The sequence below is a fragment of the Streptomyces sp. NPDC102467 genome (assembly GCF_044765445.1).
In the GTDB taxonomy this organism is placed as follows: Bacteria; Actinomycetota; Actinomycetes; order Streptomycetales; family Streptomycetaceae; genus Streptomyces.
Genome location: NZ_JBIWKA010000005.1, coordinates 16511 through 32023 on the forward strand (window position 1 = coordinate 16511; position 15513 = coordinate 32023).

Sequence of the window (15513 nt, forward strand, 5' to 3'; positions counted from 1 at the left end):
CGCAGGTGCGGCCCCGTATGCTGCCGAATGCGACGGGGCAGGGCTACAGAGGAGTACAGGACGTGAAGGTCGGCTGCATCGGACTCGGGGACATCGCGCAGAAGGCGTACCTGCCCGTGCTCACCACGCGGGCCGGGGTGGAACTGCATCTGCAGACGCGTACGCCCGCGACCCTCGCGCGCGTCGCCGACCAGTTCCACATCCCGGACGCGCAGCGCCATGCCGACCTTGACACGCTGCTCGCGCAGGGCCTCGACGCGGCGTTCGTGCACGCGCCGACCGCCGTGCACCCCGAGATCGTGACGCGGCTCCTGGAAGCGGGCGTCGCCACGTACGTCGACAAGCCCCTCGCCTACGAACTCGCCGACTCCGAGCGGCTGGTGAGGCTGGCGGAGGAGCGCGGCGTCAGCCTGGCCGTGGGCTTCAACCGACGGTACGCGCCCGGGTACGCGCAGTGTGTCGAGCACCCGCGCGAGCTGATCCTCCTGCAGAAGAACCGGGTCGGTCTGCCCGAGGAGCCGCGCCCGATGATCCTCGACGACTTCATCCACGTCGTCGACACCCTGCGCTTCCTCGTGCCCGGCACGGTCGACGACGTCACCGTGCGCGCCCGCGTCGAGGACGGCCTGCTGCACCACGTCGTGCTCCAGCTCGCGGGCGACGGCTTCACCGCGCTCGGCGTCATGAACCGGCTCAGCGGTTCCACCGAGGAGATCCTCGAAGTGTCGGGGCAGGACACCAAGCGGCAGGTGATCAACCTCGCCGACGTCGTCGACCACAAGGGCCAGCCGACCGTGCGCCGCCGCGGCGACTGGGTTCCGGTCGCCCGCCAGCGCGGTATCGAGCAGGTCGTGCTCTCCTTCCTCGACGCCGTAGGAGCGGGCAAGGTGCTCAGCGCCCGCGACGCCCTCGCCACGCACGAGCTGTGCGAGCGCGTCGTCCGTGAGGTGGCGCGCCGCACCGCCTGACTCAGAGCCCGACGTGGGCGGGCGGCGCCTCGGACGCCGCTGTCCTGCGCCTGAGCAGGCGGGCCGCCTCTGCCGCCGCCAGCACCGCGAGGATCGTCACCGCCGCGTGCACGGGCCAGTCGCCGAAGCGGACGTACAGCGTGCTGCCGTGGGCCGTCGGCACCTCGTACACGCGAGCGGCGCTCGCCGAGGTGGGCAGCCAGGCGCCCGCGCGCTCGCCGTTCGGGCCGTAGACCGCGGACACGCCGGTCAGTGTCGCGTGCACCATCGGACGGCCGGTCTCCGCGGCCCGCATCGCGGCGAGCGACGCGTGCTGCTCGGGCGCCCAGCTGTGCTGGAAGGTCGACGTCGACGACTGCGCGAGGAGCAGCCGCGCCCCGTCCCGGGTCAGACTGCGCGTCATGTCGGGGAACGCCGACTCGAAGCAGACCAGTGGCCCGACCCGCAGATCACGGTTCCCGTGCCGTACGTCCATGACGACCTGGCGCGTGCCCCGCATCCGGTCCTCACCCGCCGCCTTGCCGACCGATGTCGCCCAGCCGAGCAGCGAGCGCGCGGGCACGTACTCGCCGAAGGGGACGAGCCGCATCTTGTCGTAGCGCTCGCCCGTCGGGCCGTCGGGGCCGACCAGCACCGAGCTTTTGTATATGCCCTGGCCCTGTGGGCCCGTGCCGGAGGCCGGGCGGCGCGCGTCCACGTTGACCAGGACGTCCGCGTCCACGGCCCGGGAGAGGGCCGCGATCCGGCGCGCGAGGTCGGGACGTTCGGCCAGGTCGAAGCCGACGCTGCTCTCGCCCCACACCACCAAGCCGACGTCCCGGCCCGCCAGTTGGCGGGTCAGCGCCTCCTCGCGGTCGAACCGGCGCGTGCCGCTGTCGGCGCCATCGATCACACCCGGCTGCACCACGGCGACGCGCAGCTGTCCGTCGGTCTGCGGACGCGGGGCCCACGCCCAGGCCGCACCGGTGACGGCGACGGTCGCGACGAGCCCGGCCACCGCGGGGGCCCGCGCCCCGCGCGCGACAAGAAGGACCGTGATCCCGGTGTTCACGGTCACCACGAGCAGGCTCACCAGCCACACGCCGCCCACCGAGGCGAGCCGCAGCGCCGGCACCACCTGCCACTGGCTGGAGCCGAGCAGACCCCATGGGCCGCCCAACCCCTGCCAGGAACGGACCAGTTCGACCATCAGCCAGCCCGAGGGGACGGCCACGAGCGCGGCCGCCGCCCGGCCCGGCGAGGGCACACCGTGCAGCAGCCTGCGCAACAGCAGGCCCCACGGCGCCCACAACACACCGAGCAGCGCCGCTATCAGGACGGTGAACACGTTCAGGCTCGGCAGCAGCCAGTGGTGCACCGCCAGCATGAACCCGAGGCCGCCGAGCCAGCCGTCGAGGGCCGCGCGGCGCGCTGTGCCCGCCGAGCGCGCCAGCAGCATCCACGGCACCAGCGCCACATACGCGAGCCACCACAGCGACGGCGCCGGGAACGCGAGCGCGGGCAGCGCGCCCGCGAGGAGAGCCGCGCCGCCGCGCCACCAGGACGATGAGCCGAGCCGCTGCCGCCACTGCTCCATGGGCCCGCGCCTCCCTGTTCGTACGACACCCGACAACACCCGTCGCGTGCCCTCAGTGTGCGCCCCGGAAACGATCAACGACAGGCGGGCGCCGGGCGAGGTGGGGGAGGCTCTCACGCGTCGGCGGCGGACCGCTCCGGGGTGCGCCGCCACTTCTCGTGGACGGTCACCCGGTGCAGCCGCCAGCCGCTGTGCGCGCGGACGAGAGCGAAGGCGTACCGGCCGCCGCACACGAAGTCCGGTGCCGTGCCGTCGCCCGCGAAGCGCATCGGGTTGATGTAGTCGGCCTGGACGTGGGCCGTGTCGCCGATGTCCCGGTCGACGGAGTCGAACCGCACCAGCCGGTTCACGATCAGATGCTGCCGCATCGGGAACAGTTCCATGGTGGCCGTCAGCCAACCCGCGATCTCCTCCGCGCTGCCCTCCACACCGCCGGCGTCCCGGTAGTCGGCGCGGCCGTCCGGTGCGAACAGCGCCCGGTAGGCCGCCCAGTCGCCGTCGTCCACGGCCACCGCGTACCCGGTCACCAACTCGTCGACCGCGAGCCGGTCCAGGACTGTCGCCAGTTCCACACGCTGCGTCATCGGCCAAGTGTCGAGCCCCCGGTGCGCACAGCCAAGGGGCGTGCGCGATCAGGATTTCCGCGGGTAGCATCCGGCCGTGAGCAGATCGGTCAACTCGGAGCCATGTGGGGGTAGTTGATGAAGAACGCCGATCGCAAGGCCGTGTACGGGAAGCAGACGGGCCGCAAAGAACTGACGCCGCGTCAGAGGCGCCGCATCGCCAAGAAGGCGGGCCAGGGCAAGGCCTGACCGGCGGGGCGAAAATCCCCGGGGCGGCCGTACGGATCGCTGTTACGGTCGCCCCATGCCAGCTGACCTCAACACCGCGACGCCCCCGCACCCGGGGCCCGTCACCGCCGACGACGTGACACAGGCCGTCGAACTCGCCGTGGCCGCGCTGCGCCCCGCCCTCGACGCCGACTGGGACGTCCCGGCGGGATCGTTGGAGTGGACGTGCTGGGAGACGGGCGAGCACCTCGCCGACGACCTGTTCTGGTACGCGGCCAAGATCGGTTCGCCGCGGCCCTCGACGGACGAGCGGGAGTGCTTCGGCTGGTCGCGGCGCCGCCCCGAGGGGCCCGCGAACACCATCACGGCGGACCCGGCGGCCGGACCGGCCGGGCTGCTCCAGGTGCTCGAGTCCTGCGGCGGCCTGCTCGCCGCCGTCACGCGGGTGACGCCGGCGACCGCGCGTGCGCACCACGTCTTCGGGATCAGCGACCCCGAGGGCTTCGCCGCGATGGGTGTCGTCGAGACGCTGCTGCACGCCCACGACCTGGCGCAGGGGCTCGGCGTGGACTTCGTGCCGCCCGCCGACCTCTGCGCCCGAACGCTGCACCGCCTCTTCCCCGATGCCCCCGACGGCGCCGAGCCATGGTCGGCCCTGCTGTGGCTGACCGGTCGCGGTGACCTCCCCGGGCGCGAGCGCGTAGGGAAATGGCGCTGGTACGGTGCCCCCCGCGCGACATGATCACCATCAGGGAGGACCACGTGACCAGCTCCGCCACCCACTTCGCCGATATCCGGGACGCCCACCGTCCCGTCACCCTGGTCACCGGTGGCAGCCGGGGCATCGGCGCCGCCACCGCTCTGCGGCTGGCCCGCGACGGGCACGACGTGGCGCTCTCCTACGTCCATGACAAGGACGCCGCGGACCGGGTCGCCGAAGCCGTGGTCGCCGCGGGTGCCCGCTGTGTCGTCCTCCGCGCGGACACGTCCCAAGAAGCCGACGTGGAGCGGATGTTCGACGAAGCGGTGGAGCGCCTCGGCCCGCTCACCGGCCTGGTGAACAACGCGGGCGTCACCTCCGCGCTCGGCCCGCTCGCCGAGGCGAGCACCGAGGACCTGCGCCGCGTCGTCGACGTCAACGTCCTCGGTGTCCTGCTGTGCTGCCGCCGCGCGGCCCGGGACATGAGCGCCGCCGGAACGGGCGCCATCGTGAACCTGTCCTCCGCCGCAGCCACCCTCGGCAGCCCCGGCGACTACGTGCACTACGCCGCGTCCAAGGCCGCCGTCGACACGCTCACCCTCGGCCTCGCCAAAGAGCTCGGCCCGGCGGGCGTGCGGGTCAACGCGGTGGCGCCGGGCATCATCGACACCGAGATCCACGCGGCGAGCGGCGCGCCCGACCGGGCCGCGCAGGCCGGCCCCGGCATCCCGCTGCGCCGCGCCGGTACCGCGGACGAGGTCGCCGCGGCGATCTCCTGGCTGCTTTCGGACGACGCCGCGTACACGACGGGCACGGTGGTGAGGGTGGCGGGCGGTCGCTGAGAGCCCGTCCTTGAAGTCGGCCCGACCGAGAGCCGGTCGAGCCGGGCGCCGGATCAGGCGGCCTCGCGGGCGCCCTCGGCGCGCACCGCGTCGGCCCACTCCGTCACGAGCAGCGCGTACTGTGCGCGCTGCTCGGCGGAGAGTCGTCCGCCCGCGCGCAGCCACAAGCCCCGGATCTGCTCGTTCACCTCTTCGGCAGACCGCACGGAACCATACGTGACAGGCGGCATGCGCCAAGGCTAAAGCCGGAGCGGCCGAAAGGGAACCCTGAGCGAGCACTCGGCTGCGTCAAGTGATCAGGTCCGTACCGGAGTTGGCGTCCAAGGCGGTCCGCGGCAGAGCGGGCGGCACCGTCGTGGCCAGCAGCGTCAGGCGGTCGGCGTCCGGGGAACCGGGCTCGGCCGTGTAGACCATGACGCGCACATCGTCGCCCGCGACGGTCAGGATGTCGCAGTCCAGCGTCAGCGGTCCGACCTCGGGGTGCTCGACCGTCTTGCGCGCGGCCTCGTGCCGCCCGACCGCCCCCGACTCCCACAGCTCGGCGAACCGGGGGCTGCCCGCCCGCAGTTCGGCGATCAGCTCGCCGAGCCGCGAGGCGGCCGGATAGCGGCCCGCGGTCGTCCGCAGGTCGAAGACGAGGGCCGCCTCCATCGCGTGCCGGGCCTCGGGGCTCTGCCGCACCCGGCCCGGGGGGCCGAGGAACGTCCACCAGACGCCGTTGCGCCCGTGGCCGCGCCACTCGGGGCGCTCGCCCAGCACCGCCGTGTACAGCGGGTTCGCCAGGAGCAGCGTCCACGCCGCGTCGAACACCGCGACGGGCGTGCCGGTCAGCCGCTCCAGCAGCCGGTGGACGCTCGGCGTGAGCGTGGCGGGCACCCGGTCGGGTCCTGGCGGCGCCAGGCCGGCGAGCCGGAACAGATGCGCGCGCTCGGCCGTGGAGAGCCGCAGCGCACGGGCGAGCGCCTCCACGACCTGGTCCGACGGATGGGTGGCCCGGCCCTGTTCGAGGCGGGTGACGTAGTCGGCCGAGATGCCGGCCAGCAGCGCCAGCTCCTCGCGGCGCAGCCCGGCCGCGCGCCGCTGCCCCACCGCCGTGAGCCCCGCCGACTCGGGCGCGACCCGGTCCCGCCACCGTCGCACCGCATCCCCGAAGGCCCGGAACCGACCAGAGGACGCGGACTCCGTGCTCACCATGTCCCCACTGTGCACCGTCCTGTGCCGATCTTCCTGGTACCGGGAGTCCCAGGAAGCCGGGACGGCTGGCTGAGCCGGCGGGCCGGACGGAACCTGGACCCATGACCACGACACTCATCACCGGAGCCAACAAGGGCCTCGGCCACGAAACCGCCCGCCGTCTCCTCGCCGCCGGGCACACCGTCTACCTCGGCAGCCGCGACGCGGAGCGCGGCCGCCGCGCCGCCGAGGAGCTCGGCGCACGCCACGTCGTCATCGACGTCACCGACGACGCGTCCGTCGCCGCAGCGGTCCGCACGATCGACACCGACACAGGGGGTGTCCTGGACATCCTCGTCAACAACGCCGGCATCGAGGGCCGCACCGACGGCAACGGCATCGTCGCCCCCGCCGAGGAGACCGTCGACACCCTGCGCCCGCTGTTCGAGACGAACCTCTACGGCACGCTGCGCGTCACCCACGCGTTCCTGCCGCTGCTGCGCCGCTCCACCGCCCCCGTCATCGTGAACGTCAGCAGCGGCCTCGGCTCGATGGCCCTGGTCACCGACCCGTCGACCCCGGCGTACGGCTATCCGGGCATCGCGTACCCGGCGTCGAAGACCGCGGTGAACATGCTCACGGTGCAGTACGCGAAGGCGTTCCCCGAGATCCGGATCAACTCCGTCGAGCCGGGCTTCACCAAGACCGACCTCAACGGCAACACGGGCGTCCAGACCGTGGAGCAGGGCGCGGAGATCATCGTCCGGATGGCCCAGGTCGGGCCCGACGGACCGACGGGCGGGTACTTCGACGCGCAGGGCCCCGTGGCCTGGTGACGGCGGCGCGGGCGCGCCGGATCAGCCCGCGGACTCGGCGGCGTGCGGACTCAGCACACCCATGCTGACCAGCACGAACAGGGCGATGCCCAGCGCGACCCGGTAGTAGACGAACGGCATGAAGCTCTTGCTGGAGATGTACTTCATGAGCCAGGAGATGACCGCGTAGCCCACACCGAAGGCGATCAGGGTCGCGAAGATCGTCGGGCCCCACGCGACGTGGCCGCCCTCTGTCGCGTCCTTGAGTTCGAAGACGCCGGAGGCGAGTACCGCGGGGATGGCGAGGAGGAACGAGTAGCGGGCGGCCGACTCGCGGGTGTACCCGAGGAAGAGGCCGCCGCTGATCGTCGCGCCGGAGCGGGAGACGCCGGGGATCAGGGCCATCGCCTGGCAGACGCCGTAGATCAGGCCGTCCTTGACGGAGAGGTCCTTGAGCTCCTTGCGGGTGCGGATGGCCCGGTGCCGGCCGCCCGTCTCGTCGCGCGCCGCGAGGCGGTCGGCGACGCCGAGGATCACGCCCATCACGATGAGCGTCGTCGCCGTCAGCCGCAGGTCGCGGAACGGGCCCTCGATCTGGTCCTTGAACGTGACACCGAGCACGCCGATCGGGATCGAGCCCACGATCACGAGCCACCCCATCTGGGCGTCGTGGTCGCCGCGCATGGCCTTGTCGGTCAGTGAGCGGAACCAGGCGGAGATGATCCGCGCGATGTCCTTGCGGAAGAAGATCACCACCGCGGTCTCCGTGCCGAGCTGGGTGATCGCCGTGAAGGCGGCGCCCGGGTCGCTCCAGCCCGCGAAGGCGGCGGTGAGGCGGAGGTGGGCGCTCGACGAGATCGGGAGGAACTCCGTCAGCCCCTGGACGAGTCCGAGAATGAATGATTCGAACCAAGACATGGGGAGATTCGCGATCCAGGGTGCGGGCGGACCCGGCCGCGAACGCGGTCCGGGCAGGGCTCTGCGAGCCCCCGGGACCTGAGCCCCGGGCGCGTGCGAGGGCAGCGTAGCGCCCGAAAGTGACGGGCTCGCGACAGGGTCCGCCCGAGGGGCCCCAGGGGCAGGGACAGACACAGGTGCTACGGCCCGGCCTCCCGCTGCGCCGCCAGGAGCGTGTCCCCTGCAGGGGCGCGGTAGTACAGCACCGAGCGGCCCGCGCGGCGGCGCCGTACGAGACGGGCATCGAGCAGCACCTTGAGATGGCGGCCGACCGAGCCCAGGCCCTGACCGGTGAGAGCCACCAGCTGGGTCGTCGTCAGCGGCTGGTCGAGGAGGACGAGGACCTGGGCGCGGGCCGGTCCGATCAGCGCGGCGAGCCCCGAGGGCGGTGCCGCCCGGCCCGCTTCGGCCAGCGCGCCCGCGCACGGGTACACCACGGCGTACCGGTCGGCGGCAGCCTCCCAGGAGAACCAGCCCTGCTGCGGGGTGACGGGGACGAACAGCAGCGCGGACCCGGAGATGTCGCGCGGTGGATAGTCGTGCGCGTTGATCCGCAGGCGTCCGTCGCCCAGCCAGCGCATGGCGGGACGCATGCCGCCGAACGCCGCCGTCCAGCCGCCGACCGTCAACTGCCGGGTCCGCGCGACGACATCGGCCTCGATGACCCGGCGCCGCCGTGCCCACTGCGGCCGCACCGTCTCCCGCCACACCCACTCCAGGAGCGCGGCGGTGCGCTCCGCGAGGTCGTCGGCGCGGGTCAGGGCGGCGGGCAGCGGGCCCCGGGAGGAGACCGCGAGATCTGCGCGTACGGCCCGTGGCGGGGTGGCGCGGATCCGGGCGAGCCCGTCGTCCAGGTCGAGGTCGCACAAGCCGGCCGGGGTGGGCGTGACGAAGTCGGCGATCCAGGTCGCCCCGAACGCGGCGACCACCAGCAGCGCCGTCACGGGGTCCGCGGTGAGGCGCGCGCGGTAGGCGGGCAGGTGCGTGTCCAGCCACTGCCGTTCGCCGGGGTGCGCTGCCGCGGGGTCCGCCAGTTTCTTCAGGCTCGCGGTCGTCTCGGCCAGCGACGACACCACGAAGCGGCTGCCCGCGAGCGTGTCCGCGTCGACCTGCCAGACCCCCACGGACGGCCCCCTTTTGTCCCGCCTCTTGTTTCGCCGGTCCGCGAAACATTAACGCCCCTCGCACGCGGCCCCGGAGCCTGCGTCCATGCGCACTTACCGGGACCTGTTCACCACGCCGGAATATTCGCCGTTCTTCCTGGCCTGCTCGCTCCAGACCGCCGCCCAGACGGTCGCGGGACTGGCCCTCGGTTCACTCGTCTACGCCTCGACGGGCTCGGCGCTGCTGTCCGCGCTCGCCATGTTCGGTCCCGCGCTCGCCCAAGTCGTGGGCGCGTTCACGCTGTTGTCGGCGGCGGACCGGCTGCCGGCGCGCGCGGCCCTCACCGGACTCCCGCTGTTCCTGGGCCTCGCCACCGCGGCGCAGGCCGCGCCGGGTCTGCCCACAGCGGCCGCGCTCACCCTCGTCCTGGCCCAGGGCGTCCCCGCGGCCCTCGGCGGCGGTGTCCGCTACGGCCTGCTCACCCACATCCTCGACCGCGACGGGTACCTGCTGGGCCGCTCGGTCTTGAACATGAGCGCGGGCACCTGCCAGATCCTCGGGTTCGCGCTCGGCGGCGTCCTGGTCCAGGTACTGTCCCCGCGCGGCACCCTGCTCATCGCGGCGGGCCTGTACGGCCTGTCGGCGGCGGTCGCCCGCTTCGGTCTGACCCGGCGCCCGGCGCGGGCCACCGGCCGCCCGTCGGTCGCCGAGACGCGGCGCGGCAACGCAGCGCTGTGGTCGTCGCGACCGCGCCGGTACGTGTACCTGGCCCTCTGGGTGCCGAACGGGCTGATCGTCGGCTGCGAGGCCCTCTTCGTCCCCTACGATCCCCGGCACGCGGGCCTGCTCCTGGCGAGCGCCGCCCTCGGCATGCTCACCGGGGACATCCTCGCGGGACGCTTCCTGTCGCCCCGCTGGCGGGCCCGCCTCGGTGCGCCCCTGCGGCTGCTGCTGGCCGCGCCGTACCTGGTGTTCGCGATGACGCCCGCGCTGCCGGTCGCCGCCGTCGCGGTGGCGCTCGCCTCCGTCGGGTACGCGGCGAGCCTGCTGCTGCAGGAACGCCTCGTGGCGCTGACCCCGGAGGAACTGAGCGGGCACGCCCTGGGGTTGCACACTGCGGGGATGCTCTCGGCGCAAGGGGTGGCGGCGCTCATCGCGGGGGCGCTGGCCGAGGTCACGTCGCCGTCGGCGGCCATGGCGGTGCTGGCGGCCCTGTCCCTGGCCGTCACGCTCGCGCTCGCCCCCGGTCTGCGTCCGGTGGAGAGCCGGCGACCCCGGACGCTCGCTCCGTGAACCAGGTCCGCGGAGTGGATCAACTCCCTCCGCCCTGTTGACCCCCGTCGCCCCGCGCGCTTAGCGTCGACGAGGGGAAAGCGCTTGCTATGCGCGCCGTCCCTTCGCGTCAGGTCCCGTCACCGCACCCCGATGGAGTGTTGATCGCGCCCATGCGCAGCGCACCCGCACCGACTCGCTCCGGCCCCCGTACCCACCGCCTCAAGGCCGCCGTGATCGGCACCGGCGGCATCGCCCGCGGCAGTCACCTGCCCGCCCTCCAGCAGCTCGCCGCCGAGGGCGAGCTCGACGTCGTCGCGGCCGTCGACATCGACGACGACGCCGTGCGCCGGTTCTGCGCGGACGGCGGCGTCCCGCACCCGTACACCGATCTTCAGCGCATGCTCGACGAGCAGCGGCCCGACCTCGTCACCGTCTGCACCCCGCCCACCCTGCACCGCGAACAGACCGTCGCCGCCCTGGAGTCGGGCGCCTGGGTCTGGTGCGAGAAACCGCCCACGCCGTCCCTCGCGGAGTTCGACGCCATCGAGGCGGCCGAGGGCGCGCGGGGCGGCCCGTACGCGGCCATCGTGTTCCAGCACCGATTCGGGTCGGGCGCGCGGCACGTCCGCGACCTGCTCGCCAAGGGGGAGGTGGGGCGGCCGCTCGTCGCCCACTGCCAGACCACCTGGCACCGGGACACCGCCTACTACTCCGTGCCCTGGCGCGGCCGTTGGGCCACCGAGGGCGGCGGCCCCGCCATGGGGCACGGGATCCATCAGACGGATCTGCTGCTCGACCTCCTCGGCCCGTGGTCCGAGGTGCGGGCCATGGCCGGGCGGCTCGTGCACGACGTGGAGACCGAGGACGTGTCGACCGCCCTCGTGCGCTTCGAGAGCGGGGCTCTGGCCACCGTCGTCAACAGCGTCCTCAGCCCCGACGAGGTCAGCCGCATCCGCGTCGACTGCGAGCGCGCCACCCTGGAACTGACCCACTTGTACGGGTACGGGAACGCCGACTGGACCGTCACCCCGGCGCGCGACGTACCCGGAGAACTGGCCGCGTCCTGGCGGGACTTCGGCCCCGACGTGCCCAGCTCCCACCTCGCCCAGCTGCGCGAACTTCTCGCCTCTATGCGCGCGGGAGAGCGGCCGCGCAGCAGCGGCCCCGACGGGCGTACCAGCCTGGAGCTGATCTCCGCCCTGTACAAGTCCGCGTTCACCGACGTCACCGTCCGGGCCGGCGAGATCGGCCCGGGCGACCCGTACTACACAGCCCTGCACGGCGGCGCCCCCGGCTGGGCGCCCACCCAGGAGGCCGGTACCCATGAGTGAACCCCTGCGTGTCGTCCACGCCCACGGTGACCGGATCACCGTCACCGAACCCACCACAGGCGTCGACCTGTTCGCCTACGTCTACCGGCCCGAAGCGGCGTGGGAGGCACCGAAGCCGTACCTCCACCCGATCAGGACGCTGAGCGGCGACATCGTCACCGACTACCGGCCCAACGACCACCGCTGGCACAAGGGCCTGCAGATGACCGCCTCGCACCTCTCGGGCCAGAACCTGTGGGGCGGCAACTGCTATGTGCACGGCGAGGGTTACCTGGCGCAGCCCGAGCGGGTCGGCTCCATGGCCCACGTCGGCTTCGACACGGTAGGGACGGTAGGGGGGGACGGGCACGGGCCGACCATCGCGGAGCGGCTGACCTGGCACCCGTACGACGGTGAACTGTGGGCCGAGGAGTCGCGCCGCATCGAGGTGCGCGACGTCGACCCGGCCGCCGGCTCCTATGCGCTGACCTGGACCAGCGCCGTCACCAACCGCCGCGCCGAACCCCTGCGGTTCGGCAGCCCCACCACCCATGGCCGTGAACTCGCGGGCTACACCGGCCTGTTCTGGCGCGGCCCGCGCGGCTTCCGCGGCGGCCGCGTCCAGACGGCCGACGCCGAGGGACCGGAGATCATGGGGACGCAGGCGCCCTGGCTCGCGTACAGCGCGGAGCACGACGGGGCCGACGGGCACGCCACGCTCGTCTTCGAACACGCCGTGGAGAACGACCACGCGGGGGAGCGGGGCGCCCATCCGGCGCACTGGTTCGTGCGCAACGACCCGTTCGCCGCCGTGGCTCCCTCCTTCGCCTACTACGACGAACTGGTCCTGGAGCCCGGCGCCACCCTCACCCGCCGCTACCGCGTGGTCGTCGCCGACGGGGCGTGGGAACGCGACGAGATCAGCAAGTACCTGGAGGACCACCCGTGGTGACCTTCGAGGGGCTGCCCGGCGGCGTCGCCGTCTCGCATCTGTCGGTGTACGACTGGCCCGCCGCCGACGGCTTGTGCGGCGGCACCCCGCACATGCATCTGACGTGCAGCGAGGGGTACGTCGTCACCGCGGGAAGCGGCGCCGTCCAGACGCTCACCGCCTCCGGGTTCGAGCAGACGCCGCTGGACGCGGGCACCGTCGCCTGGTTCACGCCGGGCACCATCCACCGGCTCGTCAACGAGGACGGCGGCCTGCGCATCGTCGTCCTCATGCAGAACAGCGGGCTGCCCGAGGCGGGCGACGCCGTGCTCACGCTGCCGCCCGCGTACCTGACCGACCCCGACACGTACGCCGCCGCCACGGCCATTCCCGCCGACGCCCCCGAGGCGGAGCAGGAGCGGGTGGCACGGGCCCGGCGCGACCTCGCGATCGAGGGGTACCTGCGCCTGCGCGAGGAGCCGAAGGAACTCGCGGCCTTCCACGAGGCGGCAGCCGCGCTCGTACGGCACCGGCTCGACGCGTGGCGTACCCGGTGGGAGCAGGGGGCCGCCGCCGCGTCCGCCGCGACCGGGCACCAGCTCGACCGGCTCGCGGACGGGGACGCCGGGCACCTCGCCGACGCCGTGGTGCGCTCCGAAGTACCGTCGGCGCGCGGGAAATTCGGGATGTGCGGACGCCTGGACGTCTACCGGACCGACTGAGTCCGTAAACGGGCAGGGCCCTAGAGGTGCGCCGCGTGCTCCGTGGGGCGCACCTCTTCGCGTTCCTGTGCGCCGCCCCGCAGCTTGTGCCGCTTGAGCCACGCCACCAGGGCTCCCGCCACGCCCGTGACCGTGATGAAGCCCATCGCGATCAGGAAGACCGGGGACGTCGGCGTCGACGCCCGCGCGCCCGCCACCACGTAGGCCGCCGTGTTCGGGATCGACCCAAGGGCCGTGGCGAGCAGGAACGCGGGCCAGCTCATGCGGGAGACCGAAGCGCAGTAGTTCGCCGCCCAGAACGGGATGCCGGGGAAGAGGCGGGCCGCCAGCATCGAACGGAAGCCGTGCCGGCTCAACTGCCCGTCCGCCGCCTTGAGCCAGCGGCCGCGCAGCAGCGGGCGCAGCGCGTCCTGGCCGAGCATCCGGCCCAGGCCGAAGGCGAGACCCGCGCCGAGCACCGTTCCGCCGATCGCCCCGAGCAGGCCGAGCTGCGAGCCGAAGAGGGCGCCCGCCGCCAGGTTGAGGAGCGGGCGCGGGAGGAACGCGACCGTGCACACCCCGTACGCCACCGCGAACAGCACCACCGCGACCGCGCCGCCCACTTCGGACATCCACGCGCCGGACAGGAACCGCTGCGGTTCGAAGAGCAGCACACACGTCGCGCCCGCGGCCAGCAGCACCACCAGAAGCGACAGTCTCGACCAGGGCGACAACAGCGCTCTGGTGCAGCGCGCGGCGGGACGGGCGGCTACTGGTTCGAACATCAGGGGAGACTAACCGACATACGCATAAGATCGCCGTAGGCTACGTCTCACTTTTCCGGTGCGGGACGCGCTGAGGAACGTAGGTCCGTGGTCGGCCGAGCGACCGCACGGGGTGCCGAAAACCATTCGACGTGGGGCGTTGCGTCGGCGATGCTCAGCAGCATGTTCCGGCACGCCTTCCCCGCAGCTCCGTCCGCAGTCGCGGACGCAGCTCAGGCTGCCGTCTTCCTCGCAGCAGCCGTCGACGGCGCGCGAAGCTGACCCTCTCCGGACATTCCGGCGGACCCCGCAGGGGGAGGGTCGGTCCGGCTCAGGGGTCCCCGCCTCCCGCAGGAGGCCATCGCGTATCTGAATGACTCAGATGTTCCGGAAGGGACCACCCCAGCCATGCCCAAGACGGCATACGTGCGCACCAAGCCGCACCTGAACATCGGCACCATGGGCCACGTCGACCACGGCAAGACCACCCTGACCGCCGCCATCACCAAGGTCCTCGCCGGCCGCGGCGCGAGCACGTTCGTGCCGTTCGACCGGATCGACAAGGCGCCCGAGGAGGCGCAGCGCGGCATCACCATCAACATCGCGCACGTCGAGTACGAGACCGACACCCGGCACTACGCGCACGTGGACATGCCGGGCCACGCCGACTACATCAAGAACATGGTCACCGGCGCGGCCCAGCTCGACGGGGCGATCCTCGTCGTGTCCGCGCTCGACGGGATCATGCCGCAGACCGCCGAACACGTGCTGCTGGCGCGGCAGGTGGGCGTCGACCACATCGTGGTGGCCGTCAACAAGGCGGACGCCGGTGACGAGGAACTGACCGACCTCGTCGAGCTGGAGGTACGCGAGCTGCTGTCCGCGCACGGCTACGGCGGCGACTCCGTGCCCGTCGTCCGCGTCTCCGGGCTCAAGGCCCTGGAGGGGGACCCGCGGTGGGAGGCGTCGATCGAGGCGCTGCTCGACGCGGTGGACACCTACGTCCCGATGCCGGAGCGGTATGTGGACGCGCCGTTCCTGATGCCGGTCGAGAACGTCATGACCATCAGCGGGCGCGGCACCGTCGTCACCGGCGCCGTGGAGCGCGGGCGGATCCGGGTCGGCGACCGGGTGCGGGTGTACGGGGCCGAGACCGTCAAGGAAGGGGAGACCGTCGTGACCGGCCTCGAGACCTTCGGCAAGCCGATGGACGAGGCGCAGGCCGGGGACAACGTGGCGCTGCTGCTGCGCGGGGTGCCGCGCGACGCGGTGCGGCGCGGGCACATCGTCGCGGAGCCCGGCAGCGTACGGCCCGCCCGGCGCTTCACCGCGCAGGTGTACGTCCTGTCGGCGGCGGAGGGCGGCCGCAGCACGCCCGTCGCCACCGGCTACCGTCCGCAGTTCTACCTGCGCACCGCGGACGTGGTCGGCGACATCGACCTCGGTGCGGCGGCCGTCGCCCGGCCCGGCTCCACCGTCACCATGACGGTCGAGCTCGGCCGTGACGTGCCGCTGGAGGCCGGGCTCGGCTTCGCCGTCCGCGAGGGCGGGCGGACCGTCGGCGCCGGCACGGTGACGACCGTCGAGACCGAGTAGGCGGAGCAGG

16 protein-coding genes are annotated in these 15513 nt (G+C 73.1%); 9 read left to right on the top strand and 7 right to left on the bottom strand.

Annotation, left to right across the window (positions count from 1 at the left end; genetic code table 11):
* Nucleotides 1-62: 62 nt before the first annotated feature.
* Nucleotides 63-968, top strand: coding sequence for a Gfo/Idh/MocA family protein (locus tag ACIREE_RS11085; RefSeq protein WP_404149489.1), 906 nt, complete (start codon nucleotides 63-65; stop codon nucleotides 966-968).
* A 1-nt stretch (nucleotide 969) separates the two neighbouring features.
* Here ACIREE_RS11085 and lnt read toward each other — a convergent pair whose 3' ends face one another.
* Together lnt and ACIREE_RS11095 are read right to left on the bottom strand one after the other, a co-directional pair.
* Nucleotides 970-2544: an apolipoprotein N-acyltransferase gene (gene lnt, locus ACIREE_RS11090; RefSeq protein ID WP_404149492.1), complete on the bottom strand. Its 1575-nt coding sequence runs from the start codon at nucleotides 2542-2544 to the stop codon at nucleotides 970-972.
* Between the two features lie 113 nt (nucleotides 2545-2657).
* Entirely contained in the window at nucleotides 2658-3128 is a 471-nt protein-coding gene (locus ACIREE_RS11095; RefSeq protein ID WP_404149494.1) for a nuclear transport factor 2 family protein, read from the bottom strand.
* 283 nt (nucleotides 3129-3411) lie between these two features.
* On the opposite strand from ACIREE_RS11095, the gene ACIREE_RS11100 reads away from it, so the two are divergent.
* Both ACIREE_RS11100 and ACIREE_RS11105 read left to right on the top strand, forming a co-directional pair.
* Nucleotides 3412-4077 (top strand): hypothetical protein, encoded by a 666-nt coding sequence (locus tag ACIREE_RS11100; RefSeq protein WP_404149496.1) that lies wholly within the window; start codon nucleotides 3412-3414, stop codon nucleotides 4075-4077.
* A gap of 20 nt (nucleotides 4078-4097) precedes the next feature.
* Nucleotides 4098-4877, top strand: coding sequence for a glucose 1-dehydrogenase (locus ACIREE_RS11105; protein ID WP_404149499.1), 780 nt, complete (start codon nucleotides 4098-4100; stop codon nucleotides 4875-4877).
* A 53-nt stretch (nucleotides 4878-4930) separates the two neighbouring features.
* Here the strand turns inward: ACIREE_RS11105 and ACIREE_RS11110 are convergent, their stop codons facing one another.
* On the bottom strand, nucleotides 4931-5107 hold the full coding sequence (locus tag ACIREE_RS11110; RefSeq protein WP_404149501.1) for a hypothetical protein: 177 nt from the start codon (nucleotides 5105-5107) through the stop codon (nucleotides 4931-4933).
* Between the two features lie 58 nt (nucleotides 5108-5165).
* Entirely contained in the window at nucleotides 5166-6071 is a 906-nt protein-coding gene (locus tag ACIREE_RS11115) for a helix-turn-helix transcriptional regulator (protein WP_404149504.1), read from the bottom strand.
* A gap of 101 nt (nucleotides 6072-6172) precedes the next feature.
* Between ACIREE_RS11115 and ACIREE_RS11120 the strand changes: the two genes are divergently transcribed.
* The gene (locus ACIREE_RS11120) at nucleotides 6173-6886 is read left to right on the top strand and encodes an SDR family NAD(P)-dependent oxidoreductase (protein ID WP_404149506.1); all 714 of its coding nucleotides are present in this window, start codon (nucleotides 6173-6175) and stop codon (nucleotides 6884-6886) included.
* Between the two features lie 21 nt (nucleotides 6887-6907).
* On the opposite strand, the gene ACIREE_RS11125 is transcribed toward ACIREE_RS11120, so the two are convergent.
* Both ACIREE_RS11125 and ACIREE_RS11130 read right to left on the bottom strand, forming a co-directional pair.
* On the bottom strand, nucleotides 6908-7783 hold the full coding sequence (locus ACIREE_RS11125) for an undecaprenyl-diphosphate phosphatase (RefSeq protein ID WP_404149507.1): 876 nt from the start codon (nucleotides 7781-7783) through the stop codon (nucleotides 6908-6910).
* A 179-nt stretch (nucleotides 7784-7962) separates the two neighbouring features.
* A complete protein-coding gene (locus ACIREE_RS11130) occupies nucleotides 7963-8946 on the bottom strand; it encodes an ArsR family transcriptional regulator (RefSeq protein WP_404149508.1) in 984 nt (327 codons plus the stop codon).
* Nucleotides 8947-9031: 85 nt separating this feature from the next.
* Here ACIREE_RS11130 and ACIREE_RS11135 point away from each other — a divergent pair, with 85 nt between their 5' ends.
* The 4 genes from ACIREE_RS11135 (at nucleotide 9032) to ACIREE_RS11150 (ending at nucleotide 13164) form a co-directional block, all read left to right on the top strand.
* The gene (locus ACIREE_RS11135; RefSeq protein WP_404149509.1) at nucleotides 9032-10219 is read left to right on the top strand and encodes an MFS transporter; all 1188 of its coding nucleotides are present in this window, start codon (nucleotides 9032-9034) and stop codon (nucleotides 10217-10219) included.
* A gap of 152 nt (nucleotides 10220-10371) precedes the next feature.
* Nucleotides 10372-11532, top strand: a complete 1161-nt coding sequence (locus ACIREE_RS11140) for a Gfo/Idh/MocA family protein (protein WP_404149511.1) — start codon at nucleotides 10372-10374, stop codon at nucleotides 11530-11532.
* The gene (locus tag ACIREE_RS11145; RefSeq protein WP_404149513.1) at nucleotides 11525-12463 is read left to right on the top strand and encodes a PmoA family protein; all 939 of its coding nucleotides are present in this window, start codon (nucleotides 11525-11527) and stop codon (nucleotides 12461-12463) included. Before ACIREE_RS11140 ends, ACIREE_RS11145 begins: the two co-directional genes overlap by 8 nt.
* Nucleotides 12457-13164: a cupin domain-containing protein gene (locus ACIREE_RS11150; protein WP_404149515.1), complete on the top strand. Its 708-nt coding sequence runs from the start codon at nucleotides 12457-12459 to the stop codon at nucleotides 13162-13164. The genes ACIREE_RS11145 and ACIREE_RS11150 overlap by 7 nt, the downstream gene beginning before the upstream one ends.
* Nucleotides 13165-13184: 20 nt before the next feature.
* Here the strand turns inward: ACIREE_RS11150 and ACIREE_RS11155 are convergent, their stop codons facing one another.
* A complete protein-coding gene (locus tag ACIREE_RS11155; protein ID WP_404149516.1) occupies nucleotides 13185-13928 on the bottom strand; it encodes a TVP38/TMEM64 family protein in 744 nt (247 codons plus the stop codon).
* A 387-nt stretch (nucleotides 13929-14315) separates the two neighbouring features.
* Here ACIREE_RS11155 and tuf point away from each other — a divergent pair, with 387 nt between their 5' ends.
* On the top strand, nucleotides 14316-15503 hold the full coding sequence (tuf, locus tag ACIREE_RS11160; RefSeq protein ID WP_404149518.1) for an elongation factor Tu: 1188 nt from the start codon (nucleotides 14316-14318) through the stop codon (nucleotides 15501-15503).
* Nucleotides 15504-15513: the final 10 nt, after the last annotated feature.

Bases quoted from the DNA above. Each gene is read 5' to 3' on its own strand.
- ACIREE_RS11125 (WP_404149507.1), bottom strand. From the start codon at position 7,783: ATGTCTTGGTTCGAATCATTCATTCTCGGACTCGTCCAGGGGCTGACG.
- lnt (WP_404149492.1), bottom strand. From the start codon at position 2,544: ATGGAGCAGTGGCGGCAGCGGCTCGGCTCATCGTCCTGGTGGCGCGGC.
- ACIREE_RS11140 (WP_404149511.1), top strand. From the start codon at position 10,372: ATGCGCAGCGCACCCGCACCGACTCGCTCCGGCCCCCGTACCCACCGC.
- ACIREE_RS11135 (WP_404149509.1), top strand. From the start codon at position 9,032: ATGCGCACTTACCGGGACCTGTTCACCACGCCGGAATATTCGCCGTTC.
- ACIREE_RS11095 (WP_404149494.1), bottom strand. From the start codon at position 3,128: ATGACGCAGCGTGTGGAACTGGCGACAGTCCTGGACCGGCTCGCGGTC.
- ACIREE_RS11155 (WP_404149516.1), bottom strand. From the start codon at position 13,928: ATGTTCGAACCAGTAGCCGCCCGTCCCGCCGCGCGCTGCACCAGAGCG.
- tuf (WP_404149518.1), top strand. From the start codon at position 14,316: ATGCCCAAGACGGCATACGTGCGCACCAAGCCGCACCTGAACATCGGC.
- ACIREE_RS11115 (WP_404149504.1), bottom strand. From the start codon at position 6,071: ATGGTGAGCACGGAGTCCGCGTCCTCTGGTCGGTTCCGGGCCTTCGGG.
- ACIREE_RS11120 (WP_404149506.1), top strand. From the start codon at position 6,173: ATGACCACGACACTCATCACCGGAGCCAACAAGGGCCTCGGCCACGAA.
- ACIREE_RS11100 (WP_404149496.1), top strand. From the start codon at position 3,412: ATGCCAGCTGACCTCAACACCGCGACGCCCCCGCACCCGGGGCCCGTC.
- ACIREE_RS11145 (WP_404149513.1), top strand. From the start codon at position 11,525: ATGAGTGAACCCCTGCGTGTCGTCCACGCCCACGGTGACCGGATCACC.
- ACIREE_RS11110 (WP_404149501.1), bottom strand. From the start codon at position 5,107: ATGCCGCCTGTCACGTATGGTTCCGTGCGGTCTGCCGAAGAGGTGAAC.